Consider the following 14605-nt stretch of genomic DNA (forward strand, 5'->3'; position numbering starts at 1 on the left):
CGTCCTCAAGCGTGATCAGCCCTGGACGCCCGTGATCAACTGACATGGTTGCTCCCCGTTCGCCTGCGCGAACGGGGAGGTGAGACGTCAGCCGCCGAAGCCGCCGTCGTCGAGGAAGGCCTGTTCCTCGGGCGTGCTGGCGCGGCCCAGGGCGGGGTTGCGGTGGGGGAAGCGGCCGAAGCGGACGATGATGTCGCGGTGGAGGCGGCCCCATTTCTCGAGTTCGGCGTCGCCGGCGATCAGGGCCATGTAGCGGTCCTGATCCTCAAGCCGTTCGGAATGTTCGAACGGGAGGAGGAGGAAGTTCTTCAGTTCCGGCGCGACCTGGAGATGGTGGCCGCGCGCCACGGCCTGGTTCGCGAACATCAGGGCCAGAGGATCGGTGGCGAACTGATGCGCCGTGCCGCGGAAACTGTTCCTCGGATACTGGTCCAGCAGGATCAGCAGGGCGAGGGCGGTCTCGGGCGCAGCGATCCAGTCGTCGCGCTCGCGCCGGGCGGCGGACAGGTGCAGATCATGGCCCCGCGAGCGAAACGCGGCGTCGAAGGCCTCGTCCTTGGCGAACCACTTGTCGGGGCCGGCCGCTTTCCAGAAGGCGACGACGTCGGATGGGGCTATGAAGGCGGTCATGAGCCAGATCCTATCCAATCCGTTGCCCGTCTTCCATGACCGCGACTGCGACCTTTCGATCATTCGCGGCAAGCGCGTGGCCATGATCGGCTATGGCAGCCAGGGGCGGACCCATGCGCTGAACCTGCGCGATTCGGGCGTGACCGACATCGTCGTGGGGCTGAAGGCCGGGTCGAAGACGCGGGAACGGGCCAAGGCCGACGGATTCGCCGTGATGACCGCGGGCGAAGCGGCGGCGGGCGCGGATGTCGTCGCCGTCATGACCTCGGACGAGGCGCACCGCGACCTGTGGCGCGACGAACTGGCGCCGAACGTGCGGCCAGGGGCGGCCCTGGTCTTCGCCCACGGCCTGTCGGTGCGGTTCGGCCTGGTGGAGCCGCGCGCCGACCTGGACGTCATCCTGGCCTCGCCCAAGGGGATCGGGCCCCGCATCCGCGACCTGTACGAGGCCGGGGAGGGGGTCTTCTGCCTGTTTGGGGTGCATCAGGACGCCACCGGCGGCGCCCACGCCCTGGGCCTGTCCTATGCGGCTGCGCTGGGGTGCGGGCGCAAGGGCATCCTCGAGACGACGATGAAGGACGAGTGCGAGAGCGATCTGTTCGGCGAACAGGTGGTGCTGTGCGGCGGCATCGCCGAACTGATCGATTCGGCCTTCATGAAACTGGTCGAGGCCGGCTATCCGCCCGAGGTGGCCTGGTTCGAGTGTTTCTACGAGACCAAGCTGGTCACCGACCTGATGTACGAACGCGGCATAGCCGGCGCCTTCGCCAAGATCTCCAATACGGCGGAGTACGGGGCCTATCTGACCGGGCCGCGCATCATCAACGCCGCCTCGCGCGCGGCGATGGACCAGGTGCTGGCCGAGGTGCAGGGCGGCGGGTTCGTGCGCGCCCTGATGGCGGATTACGACGCCGGCTCGCCCGACCTGCTGGCGCGGCGCAGCGCCCTGGGCCGGCGGCCGATCGAGTCGGTGGGGGCGCATCTGAACGAAGTGGCGCGCAAGGCTCGGGAGTCGGCGGCGAACGACGACTGACGTCTGGCCGCGCGGGGGGAGGCGGCGGGTCTGAAACCCGCCGTCCTGCCGTCGATGTCAAAAGAGAAGATGGTCGGAGTGAGAGGATTCGAACCTCCGACCCCTGCGTCCCGAACGCAGTGCTCTACCAGGCTGAGCCACACTCCGACCGTGGGGGCTGGCCTGGCGGCGTCGCCCCGAAGTGAGGACGCGGCTTATAGCCATGGGTTTCGGACCCCGCAAGCATCCATTTCGACCTTCTTCGCACGGGGCGAAAATAGTCCTGAAAGAGGGTGTTGCATCCGAAAACGGTTTGGCCTATCTGACCGCCTCCGCCGCGCGAGAGCGCTGCGGTCGCCGGACCTGCTGGGGAATGGTGTAATGGTAACACTCCGGTTTTTGGTACCGTCATTCTAGGTTCGAGTCCTAGTTCCCCAGCCATCCGCCCTCACGGGATCCTCTTTCAGCCGCCCGCGGGCGGTTTTCTGAGCGGGTTTTACAGAGGGTTTTACAGTTGCCCTTATGTTCTTGGTCTCCTGAAGCCGCGCGATCATGCCCAATCCGATGGCTTCGACGGTGACGTAACGGCGGGCGATCTCCTTCACGCGCTTGAGCTCCCAGCCGAGAATCGTGGCGATGTCGTCGAGCGGCAATCCGACCAGAATGTAGTTGGTCGCCGCGGCGCCGCGGAGGTCGTGGAAGCGGAGGCCTTCCAGGCCGGCCGTGGCCTGGGCGCCGCCTCGCATCTTGGCTGCGGCGTCGGCCTGATCTCGGGCGCGTTGGACGCCGCTGTCCAGGCCGCGCCCCGGCGGGGCCCAGGGCTCCCCTTCAGAGGTCGCCAGGACGGTCGGGCAGTCGCCCCGGGGCAAGATGTTCAGCACCTCTCGAACGGCGTCGGTAATCGGCAGCACGACACACTTTCGGCCCCGGCTCTTGCCGGTCTGCTAGACGATCGCATTCTCCTTCACCGTCGACCACGGCAGGACGATCAGATCATTCTTTCGCAGGCCCGTGACAGCCGCCAGGCGAATCGCGGCGACGACCGGCGGATTCGCGTGGTTCAGGATCGTGGCGAGGTGATGGGGCTCCCAGATGATGTCGGCGCGATTGACCTTGTAGATGCGCGGGAAGTTCGCAACCGGATTGGTCGCCAGTTCCCCCCGGTTCACCGCCCAGTTCAAAACAAGCGACAGGGCCCCGAGCCGTTCGTCGGCCGTCTTGGGCGTGTCTGCGCGCTTGTCGCGCCAAGTCAGGAGGAAAAGACGCGCCTTAGGCGCCGTGATGGCCGTGAGCGTCAGGTCTCCCAGTTCCGTCCTGACGATATCCAGGTGTTTGCGTCGATCGACCTTGGTGCGTGGCAGCAAGGCTGCGATCCTTCGACATCAGGTCGAGATTGCGGGTGATGAGCCCAAAGAGCGTCGGCTTCGCGCTCGGTCAGAAGGCGCGGTTCGGTCATTGGCCTCTCCCTCGGCGGCCGGGGCAAACAACAATGGAGATCGAACCCGAACCGCAGTTCGACGCCAACCTGCAATCTCTGCATCGCAAGGCTACGGGGGGCCTCTCGACGAAGTCGCAAGGACCAAAACCAATTGGCGACTTCGGCCTATGAGCCGCGCGGCCTATTGCGATAGGACCCGGCATCCGGCGACTGCAGAGCCAGCAGGGCGAAGCTGGCCAGCCAGTGCTCGCCCATGTAGTCGCCCGTGACGTGGGGCAGGGCGACCGCCAGATGATCGGCCGACGCACGGAGGGCGACCGGGGCAAGGGGATGACCCATCGGCAAGGCCGCTCCAATGGCGCGCCAACACCAACCGCGGCTCAGGTTCAAGCCGTCGAGATGGGCGATCTTGCCGTCGGTGCGGTCGCTGACGCGGGCGGGCGACAGCAGTGTGGCGGGCTGGCCGTCTCCCAGGCGGGGCAGGAAAGCGTTGAACCAGATTCGATAATCTACGAGCGGCAGGACACGTCGCATGAGCTCCGCCTCCATCAGGGCCGGGGACAGGAACTCGTCCTGGGACGGCTCCCAAGCCTGGCAGTCGCGGTCATGGGCATGCCAGCGCAGGGCGGCGTCGCGGCAGACCTGCGCCAGATCGGGGTCGTGGGCGTCGGCGTAGTCGAGGGTCAATCTAAGAGCGAAGGCGGTGTTGTAATGGGTTCCGACGCGGACGGGGTAATCCGCTAACGGAAGGAAAGCCCTGAACCGGTCGGCGAAGACCCTGGCCAAGGGCCGCAGGGTCTCGAACCAGCGCCGGCCCTCTTCAGTCTCGTGGCGGCCGAGTTCGGCGCTCAGCATCAACAGCCAGGCCCAGCCATAAGGACGTTCGAACCCGCGCGCCTCAGGTCGGGCCAGATAGGCGGCTTCGCCTGCGACATGGTCCGGCGTGAACAGGGCCTCGGCCGTCGCGCGGATTTGGTCGGCCTCGGCCACGTCTGGATACAGACGATAGAGGGTGAACAGGGTCCACCAGCCGTGGACGCACGAGTGCCAGTCGAAACTGCCGAAGAAGATCGGGTGCATGTCGCGCGGGGTGCGGGCGTCCTGCGGTCCGGTCAGCACATGCATGATGTGGTTCGGATACTCGCGTGTCACATGGCCCAAGGCCGTCGCAGCAAAGCGGGAGGCGAGGGCGGCGTCGAGGCTGTGCGTCATGATCAGAACCGGAAGGCGAGAAGATACATCAGCAGCATATTGGCCACGAGCATGATGGCGGCGGTGGGCAGCTGCGCGCGGATGACGCCGTTCAGGGGGGCGTTGCGATCGGGCAGTTCCAGCAGGTTCGCCGGCACGACGTTGAAGTTGGCCGCCATGGGGGTCATCAGGGTGCCGCAGAAGCCGGCCAGCATGCCGATGGCGCAGACGATGGACGGATCGCCGCCGAACTGGTTGACCACAATCGGCAGGCCGATGGCGGCGGTCATCACCGGGAAGGCGGCGAAGGCGTTGCCCATGATGACGGTGAACAGGGCCATGCCGGCGCAATAGGCGAAGACCGCCAGGAAGGCCGAGGTCATGGGCAGGATCCGCGCGATCAGGTCGCCGACCACCTGGCCCACGTCGGCGGCCAGGAAGACCGCGCCCAGCGAGGCCAGCATCTGTGGCAGGAGCGCGGCCCAGCCGATCGAGTCCATCAGGCGACGCCCTTCCTGCACCGGAGCCATGACCGGGGGCCGGAACCAGACCATGGCGGCGATCAGCGCGACGACGCAGCCCAGGCCCAGCGAGATCAGAGTGGTCTGCACCGGCGAGACCAGCCAGGCCCCGGCGGGCGTGTATTTGGCGAGCAATGTCCCGCCGACGGCGACTAGGGGCACCATGAGAGCGGGCACGAACAAGGCGTTCCTCCAGCGCGAAGCGCCGGCTTTACGCTGTGCGCCGGTGGTGGTGACGGGGTTGCCGACGCCCAGTTTGCCCGCCGCGCTGATCACGACGAGCGCGATCACCAGCAATCCGTTTCCAAGGCCGCCCAGCCACGAACCGAACAGCAGGGAGAGGGCGATCAGGCCCCAGAATAGGGCGCTACGGAACCGGGTCGGGTTCAGCGGATCGCGCAGGCTGAGGATCGAGAAGGCCGCGAACATCAGGCCGGTCGCGACATAGGCGTGTTCGAGAGTGATCATCGACCGCCCCCTGTCTGATCCACATCCGCGACCGGATCGGGGACAGCCATGTCCTTCCTCACCTGTCGGTCGAACATAAGCAGGCGCGCGCCGTGGACCACCAGAGCGACGACGGCGGTGGGGATCGCCCACAGCGAGACATGCAGGGCCTCGACCCGCACCCCGGCCTGTTCGAGGAAGCCGACGATCAGGACGATGGAGCCGATGGCGATGAAGATGTCCTCGCCGAAGAACAGGCCGATATTGTCGGTGGCGGCCGCCATGCCGCGGATGCGGAAACGGGCCTTGTTCGTCAGGGGGCCGTGTTCGGTCTCGGCCGCGCCCTCGGCCATCGGGGCGATCAGGGGGCGGACCATCTGCGGATGGCCGCCCAGCGAGGTGAGGCCCAAGGCGGCCGTCGTCTGGCGCACCACCAGATAGATCAGCATCAGCCGCCCGGCGGTCGCGGCCCTGACCTGGGTCACCAGATCGCGGGCCCGCGCCTGCAAGCCGACCCGTTCCAGGAGACCGATCACCGGCAGGACCAGCCAGGTGATGTGGAAATAGCGGTTATCGTTGAACGCCTCGCCGAACCGGCTGATGGTGTTGATCGCCGCCGTCAGCAGGGCGCGGGCGTCGACGCCCGGTCCGACCGCGGCCAGAACCCCGGTCGTGATCGCCGCGACCAGAATGACCACCAGCGGGTTGATCCGGGCGACGAAGCCCGCGACCACCACCGCAATCCCCAAAAGCACCAGCATGGTTCATCCCCCTCCGGACAAAGGATTGCGCGGTTCGGTCGGCTCAGGAAGCCTCATTCGCCGAAGCCGCCGCCGCCCGGCGTCTCGATGACGAAGACGTCCCCGGGCGACATCGAGACTTCGGCCGTCGAAGTCAGAGGATCGACAGTTCCATCCACCCTCTCGATTCGGTTGACGCCCGTCGCGCCGGGTCCGCCGCCGTCCGCGCCGAAGGGGGGGACGCGCCGGCGGTTCGACAGGATGGCGGCGGTCATCGGCTCCAGGAAGCGGATTCGGCGCACCGCCCCGTCTCCGCCTCGCCAACGCCCGACGCCGCCGGAGCCGCGCCGGATGGAGAATTCCTCCAGCAGGACCGGAAAACGGGTCTCCAGCACCTCGGGATCGGTCAGGCGGCTGTTGGTCATATGGGTCTGGACCGCGCTCGTCCCGTCGAAACCCGGGCCCGCGCCGGCCCCTCCGGCGATGGTCTCGTAATACTGCCGCGCATCGTCGCCGAAGGTGAAGTTGTTCATCGTACCCTGGCTGGCGGCCAGCACGCCCAGAGCGCCGTACAGGGTGTCCACCACCGCTTGGCTGGTCTCGACGTTGCCCGCGACCACGGCGGCCGGATAACGGGGATTCAGCATCGATCCCTCCGGCACGATCAGCTTGATCGGCTTCAGGCAGCCCTCGTTCAGCGGAATGGCGTCGTCCACCAGGGTGCGGAAGACATAGAGGGTCGCCGCCCGGGTGATGGACAGCGGCGCGTTGAAATTGGTCGGCCTCTGTTCGCTGGTGCCTGTGAAATCGACCACGGCGCTGCGAGCCTGAGCATCCACGTCGATGCGGACGCGAATGACGGCGCCGTCGTCCATCTCATAGGCGAAGGCGCCGGGTTTCAGGGCGGCGATGGCGCGCCGCACGGCCTCTTCGGCATTGTCCTGGATATGGCCCATATAGGCCGTGACCACCGGGCGGCCGAACTCGGCGGTCATGCGGACCAGTTCGTCGGCGCCGCGCGTGCAGGAGGCGACCTGGGCCTTCAGGTCGGCCAGGTTCTGATCGATGTTGCGCGAAGGATGACGGCCCGAGGCGAACAGGGCGCGCGTCTCCGCCTCGCGTAGTCGGCCCGCATCGACCAGTAGGAAGTCGTCGATCAGAACGCCCTCGTCGTCCACCGTCCGCGACGAGGCGGGCATGGAGCCCGGCGTGGTTCCGCCCACGTCGGCGTGATGTCCGCGTGCGGCGACGAAGAAGGCTGGAGCGGTGTCCTCGTCCAGGAAGACGGGCATGATGACGGTGATGTCGGGCAGGTGGGTGCCGCCGTTGTAGGGGGCGTTCAGCATGTAGACGTCGCCGCGCTTCATGCCGCCGCCTCCGCGCGATGCGATGACGGTGCGGATGCTCTCGCCCATCGAGCCCAGGTGGACCGGGATGTGCGGGGCGTTGGCGATCAGGGCGCCGGTCGCGTCGAATATGGCGCAGGAGAAGTCCAGACGCTCCTTGATGTTCACCGAATAGGCCGTGGCGCGCAGGGCTTCACCCATCTGTTCGGCGCAGGCCATGAAACGGCTGTTGAACACCTCCAGCATGATCGGATCGACATCCGTGCCGATGGCCGTGCGAGCGGGCAGGGGGACGACCCGCTCCAGCAGCAGATTGGCCTGGACGTCGATCGTTGCGCGCCAGCCGGGCTCGACCACTATGGTGCCGGTGTCTTCCAGCAGGATGGCCGGCCCATCGACGGCTAGGCCCGGCGTCAGGCCATCGCGACGATAGACGGGGGTGGGGCGGTCGCGGCCGGCCATGCGGACGGTCAGTTCGGCGACGGTCTCCAATGATCCGGTTGCGGTGGCTAGGGTCGGCCTCGACGGCGCCTGGTCCGAATGGCCGATGGCCTCCACTTCCAGGGTCTCGACAATCAGGGCCTTGTCCTCGGCGTAGAAGCCGAAGCGGCGGCGATGGAGGGTTTCGAACGCCTCGGCCATCGCATCGGCGGGACCGAAGGGCACGACGAGCGGCGTGTCGGATCCAGCGAATTTGATCTCTGCCCGCGCGACGGTCGAGACGGCGCGGGCTGCGAAATCCTGGGCTTCCAGGTCCGCCTGGGCAGCGGCGGCGAGTCCGGCGATGCGGTCGGCCAAGGCCGGATCGCGGGCGGAATCAAGCGGGGCGGCCTCGGTCGCCTGGCGTATGGCGCGCACCTCGGCCAGGCCCATGCCGTAGGCGGAGAGCACGCCCGCGAACGGATGCAGCAGCACCTTGGTCATGCCCAGGGCGTCGGCGACCAGGCAAGCGTGCTGCCCGCCGGCGCCGCCAAAACAGTTCAGCACATAGCGGGTCACGTCGTAGCCGCGCTGGATCGAGATCGAGCGGATCGCCTCGGCCATGTTCTGGACGGCAATGGTGACGAAGCCCTCGGCCAACTCGCCTGGCGTGGTGGCGCGTCCGGTCGCAGCCTCGACCTCGGCGACCAGGGCGCCGAAGTGGAGGCGTACGGCCTCGGCGTCCAGCGGCTGGTCGGCGTTCGGCCCGAAGACGGCGGGGAAGAAGTCCGGGTTGAGCTTGCCCAGCATCAGGTTGCAGTCGGTCACCGTCAGGGGACCGCCGCGCCGATAGGCGGCCGGACCCGGTACGGCGCCGGCCGATTGCGGCCCGACCCGCATCCGCCCGCCCTCGAACCGACAGATCGAACCGCCGCCCGCGGCGACCGTATGGATGCTGAGCATCGGCGCGCGCAGCCGCACCCCGGCGACCACGGCGTCCGAGGTCCGCTCATACTCCCCGGCGAAGTGAGAGACGTCGGTGGAGGTGCCGCCCATATCGAAACCGATGGCGCGGTTAAACCCGGCCGCCTTGGCCGTCTCCGCCATGGCCACCACGCCGCCGGCCGGTCCGGACAGGATCGCATCCTTTCCCCGAAAGGCGTCGGCCGCCGTCAGTCCGCCCGACGACTGCATGAACTGAAGCGGCGTCGCCGGGCCCAGGTCGGCGCCGACCCGCTCCACATAGGCGCGCAGGATCGGCGACAGATAGGCGTCGGCGACGGTGGTGTCGCCGCGCCCGATCAGCTTGATCAGGGCGCCGACCTCGTGGCTGACCGAGACCTGATCGAAACCGACGTCGCGCGCGATCTCGGCCAACCGTTTTTCGTGGTCGGGGAAACGCCAGCCGTGCACGAGGACGATGGCCACGGCCCGCAGGCCTGCAGCGTGGGCGGCGGCCAGATCGACCCGTGCCCGATTCTCGTCCAGATGACGATCCACGGCCCCGTCCGCCCTGACCCTTTCGCCGATCTCGACGACCCGATCATACAACTGGTCGTTCAGGACGATGTTGCGCACGAACAGGTCGGGCCGCGCCTGCCAGCCGACGCGCAGGGCGTCGCCGAAGCCCGCAGTGATCGCCAGCACGGTCGGCTCGCCCTTGCGTTCCAGGAGGGCATTGGTCGCGACCGTCGTGCCCATCCGCACATCATCGACCAGACCGGGCGGCAGAGGCCCGGACTCGACATCGAGGATGCGTCGAATCCCTTCGACGGCGGCGTCGGCATAGTGTTCCGGATTGACCGACAGCAGCTTGCGCGTCTGGAGCGCGCCATTGGGCGCGCGGGCCACCACGTCGGTGAAGGTGCCGCCCCGGTCGATCCAGAATCTCCAACGCTTCGTCGACTTGGTCATGAAGCGCTTTTACGGCGAACGCACCGGATGAAGCCAGCACGTGAGGGGGCAACGGCGCCGCAGAGGCAGCGGCCTTGACCCGTCCTGATCCGGAAACCCACGCCAAGCCTCTTGGTGACGCCATCAGCCGCGCCCAGATCAGGGCTGGGCAGCCTTTCATCCGTCGGTCAAGCCCCATTGTTTTCGACGCCACTCTGAGCAGGCGGACGCACTGTCCGCCCCATAGAGCGGCGTCGGCGGTTCGCCTCGTCTGCTCCACCGACGACGATCCAACGCGAACCGCGCGGGCCTTGCGAGTTCGGCGATATGCGAGATCGCTTCGGTCAGGGCCCGAGGCTATAGGCGCTGTTCAGTTCGCGCAGCGCGGGGGCGCGGAACGAGGCGCCGTAGCTGGCGCGCAACAGCAGGTCGGGCGTGGGACTGTAGATCAGACCGATCTTGGGATTGCGGGTCTGGCCGATCGAAGCGGTCGCCGTGGCGGTACGGACCGGGCTGATCGCCCCCGAGGCATCCACCAAGTGAGAAGGGGGCGGGCCTGGAACTTCTGTACGGAAGCCGGGGGGGCAGCCCTGATCGCCGCCGACGCTCTGCGTCCTCCGGCTCAAGATCAGCGCCTATCCGTTCCGGAACCCGCCGCCCTCTATTTGTGACGGTTGCGGCGATATGTCTATTCCCGTCGGACGCCCGATATCCGCGTGGGGGCACTGCAACTAGTTCTGGAAATCCGAAGCGGTTCCAGAGGCTGTTCATGCGATTGGATGTGCCTCTAGTCGCGACATCAGGTCGTTATCCACAACATATTTCGAGTGTGAAATACAACCTTCGCGCGACAGAACGTCGGTGTCCGGTGACATAAGTAATGTGCCGCTCCAGCAACAGGAGCAATTCCTGGCGCTGTTTTGGACGCCCCGTGTTCCGGGCAGCGGGGTAATCATTCTGCCGGAAGAACTGCCCAAGCCGTTCCCCGGCCTGACCTGGGGGCGATGCACGGTTCAGGTCACCGACGAGCCGCTCGACATCGGGCAGGTCGAGGAAATCATGCCGTGGACGACCCAAAGAGGGCGAGGCGCCTACTCGCCAGACGGCATCGGATTCTCAGCACCATCATTTTCAAGGAATTGGTAGATGGACCGCAAAGTTCTGCTCAGCCTGCTGTCAATGGACGTCTACAATCGTGGCGCGCAGACAACCGGCGCCCCAGGCGCGGCCGGTATACGCGGCCTCAATGACACCGGGATGGGCAATCTGATCGATTGTGGCGATCACAATGACATCGTTGCGTGGAGCGGCGAAACGTGATGGCGCACGACTGGGATCGCCGAGTGGTCTTTGCAGGTTTGGGGGCTGCCGCACTCGGGCTGGGCGCGTGTCGTCCAAGGTACGAGATGCGGTTCGAAGTTGAGCACCGCTTCGTTATCGACGGCATTCAGCACAGCGTCTCGGTCGCTCGTCGTTCAGTGCGGGGAACCTATCCTAATTGGTTTAGATTCGAAGGCTCCACCATTAAGGAGTTCCAGGGCGAGGCGGGCATTCTAGAGCTTCCCGGCCGCTCCCCCCTGTTCATGTTATTGGTGAACGACGCACGTTATGATCGACGGCTGATCGGGCCGGAGTTGGTAATCGAGAACCGCGAGGGCGTCCCTAGATGGGAGTCTGATGGCAGAAATCGTGCCTATGAGGAATTCTCGAACGGCGACGTGTCATATACGTTGTTGGGACATGAATTTCCTCTTCTGGCTCAGTTCTCTGACTTAAACAAGCCGAGCTCATCTCTTTATTTTCGAGCAGAAGAACTAGGTAATATATTGCCTGGTGTGGAATTGCGCGAAGTAGTCTTGAGGGCGACCAGGTCCCGTCCATCTTCAGGTCAAGTCGAAAAATTTCTACCATGGATAGGAGTTATAACGGGTAGTGTGAATTTGCATCGCTCTCCTGAGTAATCGAAGCTAAAGTCAAGCGATTTTGTGAGATAGATATACGCAGGTATTGCTATTAGATTTACTGTCTATGGACGCTTATATTAGAAGAGATTCTGATGGATATTCAGAAACTAAAGTCACTGGGAATGTCGGTCTGGCAACATTCATTCGAGGCCCCCTTTTTACCCGCAGGCTCGAAGCCGTCGGTGCGCCTTGAGATAGGTCGCATCGATCATGATGGTGGGCGTTCGGTCTGAGCCCCGGACAGGCCCTCCATCATCCGCATGAAGACGCCAGCCTCGCTCCATCGCTTCCAGCGATTGTAGGGTCTTGTGTGGCCCACCATAGGCCGCCGGCGCATCACGCCTGCGCAAGCCGTTGCGGTTGACGAAAATGATCCCGCTCAGCACGCGGCGGTTATCCACCCGGGGCTTGCCGTGGCTCTTCGGGAAATAGGGCGCCAGCCGGGCCATCTGCTCGTCCGTCAGCCAATACAGGTCACTCATGTCCAGACTCTTCAGGAGCCTGAATCAGATCATCTCCCTCGGATCAATGGGGGCTGAGCCTGAGAGGCGCCGGGCCAGGACGGATTCCCGGTCCTGCCAAGTTGGCCCGTTTACCGGATCGTTGATCCCTCAAGACCTTAGCCATAGTGGCTTGGCGGTCAGCACCCACACTGCGCGCTCGGACAGCCGGCGGGACGGGTTTTCAAGAGTGCGGTCACATTGGCTGCAGTAGACCCCAACTGGAGAATCACCGCTGTCCACCAACGCGAACGTGATGGCGCCTCACCCGCCACGTACGAAGCACCGATCGATAGCAACGAGAGCGCCGCACGTTCGCCGTCGTAATAATCCTCGCCATCCAGAAGATCCCATAGCGAGTAGGCGAACGAGGCGGAGGCCCACATGATCTTTAGCCCCTTGAGAACATCTGTTTCAGTCACCGGTCGGTGAGCGATGGTTTCGAGCCAGTCAACAAGGTCTTGGACACGCTGCGAGTTCTCCATGAAGTTTTCGACCCAGGCGGTTCGGGCCGGGCTGCTTGTCCGGAAGTGCCCCAGCATTGCTGCAAACCCCGTGATGAGTGTGTACAGCAGTTTGGCGATCCATTTGTTGCATGCTGCATCGCTTGGGAACGTGAGCCCGCGGAACGCTACTAGGCCGCGCGATGTAACCAAGGCCAAACCGCCGTTAGCTCCATCCACGACACAGCCAACAAGCACTAGTTCTCCAGTCGGAAGAACCCTCAAGTCCCGCGTCAGCTGATTGGTGAGCTGCTGTTGCTCATTGCCCTGTTCGGCATTGGCGGAAGCCTCGACCAAGAAAGCGTGAATCTCCTCCTTCGTCGGCCGGGCCAACTCCACCGCGGGTGCGGCGTCTCGCGCGATGGCAGGTGATGGGAAACTGTAGGAAGAGCAATCCTCCCAGAATTGCATTCGTTGGCCCCCTGAGTCCGCCGTGACGTTGTCGCCCGTAATCAGGTTGAAGGGGATGTTCCCTGTCGTCAGTCGGAACAGGCCGATGCAACGCGGATCTCCGACCGAGCGCGAGTACATGAAAGTTTTGACGTCAGTCGGTGTAAGGGCGCCGTTGTAGAAGCCGATGGTTTGGATCGAGGTCTGGGCTCCACCTGTTGAGGTGGCCGAACTCCACCCCCCGAATTGGGCGCCCGTGATGTTGCTGGTATCGACGGTGAGTTTTTGGGAAACCACGGGCACACCATTGATTAGAATGGCAACGATGCTCGGGCCGATCATCGCCGCCACATTCATCCAGACCCCGGAAACGGCCCCCCCGGTCGGGGCATCGACGTTCGTGCCATTGGCCGAGAGCCGGAGGTGGCCATCTTGGGTCCAAAGGAATTTGATGGTGCTGCTTCCGCTGAAACTTGCGATCACAAAATCAGCTTGGACGTCGCCTGCCCAGCGGACCCAAGCTTGGACGGTCAGTCCCGCGCCACCAGCGCCGGGCTGGAAGTTCTTGGTGGAAACTATTTCGCCGCCCGTGCCAGGCCAGATGCGACCAGTCGTCAGCATGGTCTGCGTTAGTGTTCCGGGGATCGCTTGACCCGCAACGCGGTCCCAAGGTGGCACGGTGAAGAAGTCGTAGGCCGCCGCGAGCGAAGCTGGCAGCGGCGAACCGGGTTCATCGAGCCAGAATTGGTCGGCCGTCGTTGGATCGATGGCCGAGTTGAACACCCGGACGCTGTCGATATTGGAATGGTTCACGACGAGCGCGCCTGGCGCGGCTGCGGTTTCAGTCTTGTGCATTGTCGTTGACGCGACTTCAGCGCCGGCATCAATGTAGACAGCGACTTTTTGGGCGCCGGCCCCGGCGTTAGCGACCACAACGCTAACCTCGCTGCTTGGGAGCAGGGCGTCACTACCGTCCAGCACCGTACCTGGCGCCAGCTGAACCTCAATGGCGCCGTTGTTGACGACGAGGGCACCCACGTTGTCCCAACTCAGAACTGTGGCCTGGCCCTCCATGGATGTCCCGACCCAGGACCAAGTCCAGTCCGTGGGCAAGGCGCCTGAAAAAGGCGTCCCAAGCGTGAGCGTATTTCCCGGCTCGACCACGCTCGAGATCCGGCAGTATTGTGGCGGTAGAGCATTGGTCATTGTTGGCCCCCAGCGCGGTCTCCCATCGACTCGCGTTATCCGAGAAGGGGGGCGTTCTCGTTTCTCGTCAACCTAGTCTTTGAAATCAACGGCGGAGCATTGGCGATGGGGAGTTGGACGCTGCCCGCTGTTGTGACGTCAGGGCTCTGACAACAGGCTCCGCGCGCTGAAGGTCAGCGCTGCGGCATCGCCGTCGCGAAATGCGCAGACCCGCCGCCGCCAGCTCCGAAGAGGATACCGATCGCAAGGTCGGCGACATCGCGCGCGTGGATCTGGACCCAGGCAAGGCTGTCGTGAGCTTCGCGACCAGCTGACCGCACCGATCGACTGGCTGATGTCAGTCGGAGACACAACGATCTGGCTGCCCCCGACCGAAGGTTCGCAGGTAAAGGTTCCTGCCAGGC

13 protein-coding genes, 2 tRNA genes and 1 pseudogene are annotated in these 14605 nt (G+C 65.0%); 5 read left to right on the forward strand and 11 right to left on the reverse strand.

The window, feature by feature from the left end; translation table 11 throughout:
- Nucleotides 1–87: 87 nt before the first annotated feature.
- Nucleotides 88–630, reverse strand: a complete 543-nt coding sequence (locus AC07NC_RS15935; protein ID WP_494570118.1) for a DUF924 family protein — start codon at nucleotides 628–630, stop codon at nucleotides 88–90.
- On the opposite strand from AC07NC_RS15935, the gene ilvC reads away from it, so the two are divergent.
- Entirely contained in the window at nucleotides 629–1663 is a 1035-nt protein-coding gene (ilvC, locus tag AC07NC_RS15940) for a ketol-acid reductoisomerase (RefSeq protein WP_494570119.1), read from the forward strand. The genes AC07NC_RS15935 and ilvC overlap by 2 nt on opposite strands.
- Before the next feature lie 70 nt (nucleotides 1664–1733).
- Here the strand turns inward: ilvC and AC07NC_RS15945 are convergent.
- Nucleotides 1734–1810 (reverse strand) — tRNA-Pro (locus AC07NC_RS15945).
- A gap of 199 nt (nucleotides 1811–2009) precedes the next feature.
- Here AC07NC_RS15945 and AC07NC_RS15950 point away from each other — a divergent pair.
- Nucleotides 2010–2083, forward strand: a tRNA-Gln gene (locus AC07NC_RS15950).
- On the opposite strand, the gene AC07NC_RS15955 is transcribed toward AC07NC_RS15950, so the two are convergent.
- From AC07NC_RS15955 to AC07NC_RS15985, 7 genes are all read right to left on the reverse strand, one after another.
- Nucleotides 2056–2553: a hypothetical protein gene (locus AC07NC_RS15955; RefSeq protein ID WP_494570120.1), complete on the reverse strand. Its 498-nt coding sequence runs from the start codon at nucleotides 2551–2553 to the stop codon at nucleotides 2056–2058. The two genes, AC07NC_RS15950 and AC07NC_RS15955, sit on opposite strands and share 28 nt — an antisense overlap.
- Before the next feature lie 33 nt (nucleotides 2554–2586).
- Nucleotides 2587–3006 (reverse strand): hypothetical protein, encoded by a 420-nt coding sequence (locus AC07NC_RS15960; RefSeq protein WP_494570121.1) that lies wholly within the window; start codon nucleotides 3004–3006, stop codon nucleotides 2587–2589.
- Between the two features lie 239 nt (nucleotides 3007–3245).
- A complete protein-coding gene (locus AC07NC_RS15965; RefSeq protein ID WP_494570122.1) occupies nucleotides 3246–4292 on the reverse strand; it encodes a DUF2891 domain-containing protein in 1047 nt (348 codons plus the stop codon).
- A gap of 2 nt (nucleotides 4293–4294) precedes the next feature.
- On the reverse strand, nucleotides 4295–5260 hold the full coding sequence (locus AC07NC_RS15970) for a DUF979 domain-containing protein (RefSeq protein ID WP_494570123.1): 966 nt from the start codon (nucleotides 5258–5260) through the stop codon (nucleotides 4295–4297).
- A complete protein-coding gene (locus tag AC07NC_RS15975) occupies nucleotides 5257–6000 on the reverse strand; it encodes a DUF969 domain-containing protein (protein WP_494570124.1) in 744 nt (247 codons plus the stop codon). The genes AC07NC_RS15970 and AC07NC_RS15975 overlap by 4 nt, the downstream gene beginning before the upstream one ends.
- A 53-nt stretch (nucleotides 6001–6053) precedes the next feature.
- Nucleotides 6054–9659, reverse strand: coding sequence for a hydantoinase B/oxoprolinase family protein (locus AC07NC_RS15980; protein ID WP_494570125.1), 3606 nt, complete (start codon nucleotides 9657–9659; stop codon nucleotides 6054–6056).
- Nucleotides 9660–9982: 323 nt separating this feature from the next.
- Entirely contained in the window at nucleotides 9983–10174 is a 192-nt protein-coding gene (locus AC07NC_RS15985; protein WP_494570155.1) for a TonB-dependent receptor, read from the reverse strand.
- Nucleotides 10175–10499: 325 nt separating this feature from the next.
- Here AC07NC_RS15985 and AC07NC_RS15990 point away from each other — a divergent pair, with 325 nt between their 5' ends.
- The 3 genes from AC07NC_RS15990 to AC07NC_RS16000 are packed head-to-tail and all read left to right on the forward strand — an operon-like array spanning nucleotide 10500 to nucleotide 11599.
- A complete protein-coding gene (locus AC07NC_RS15990) occupies nucleotides 10500–10784 on the forward strand; it encodes a hypothetical protein (RefSeq protein WP_494570126.1) in 285 nt (94 codons plus the stop codon).
- Nucleotides 10785–10958 (forward strand): hypothetical protein, encoded by a 174-nt coding sequence (locus AC07NC_RS15995; protein WP_494570127.1) that lies wholly within the window; start codon nucleotides 10785–10787, stop codon nucleotides 10956–10958.
- Nucleotides 10955–11599: a hypothetical protein gene (locus AC07NC_RS16000; protein WP_494570128.1), complete on the forward strand. Its 645-nt coding sequence runs from the start codon at nucleotides 10955–10957 to the stop codon at nucleotides 11597–11599. Before AC07NC_RS15995 ends, AC07NC_RS16000 begins: the two co-directional genes overlap by 4 nt.
- A 147-nt stretch (nucleotides 11600–11746) precedes the next feature.
- Here the strand turns inward: AC07NC_RS16000 and AC07NC_RS16005 are convergent.
- Nucleotides 11747–12084: pseudogene (locus AC07NC_RS16005) on the reverse strand (transposase); the annotation flags it as partial.
- A gap of 158 nt (nucleotides 12085–12242) precedes the next feature.
- Nucleotides 12243–14201 (reverse strand): LamG-like jellyroll fold domain-containing protein, encoded by a 1959-nt coding sequence (locus AC07NC_RS16010; protein WP_494570129.1) that lies wholly within the window; start codon nucleotides 14199–14201, stop codon nucleotides 12243–12245.
- Between the last annotated feature and the right edge of the window lie 404 nt (nucleotides 14202–14605).

It is taken from the genome of Brevundimonas sp. GW821-FHT10A07 (assembly GCF_059415785.1).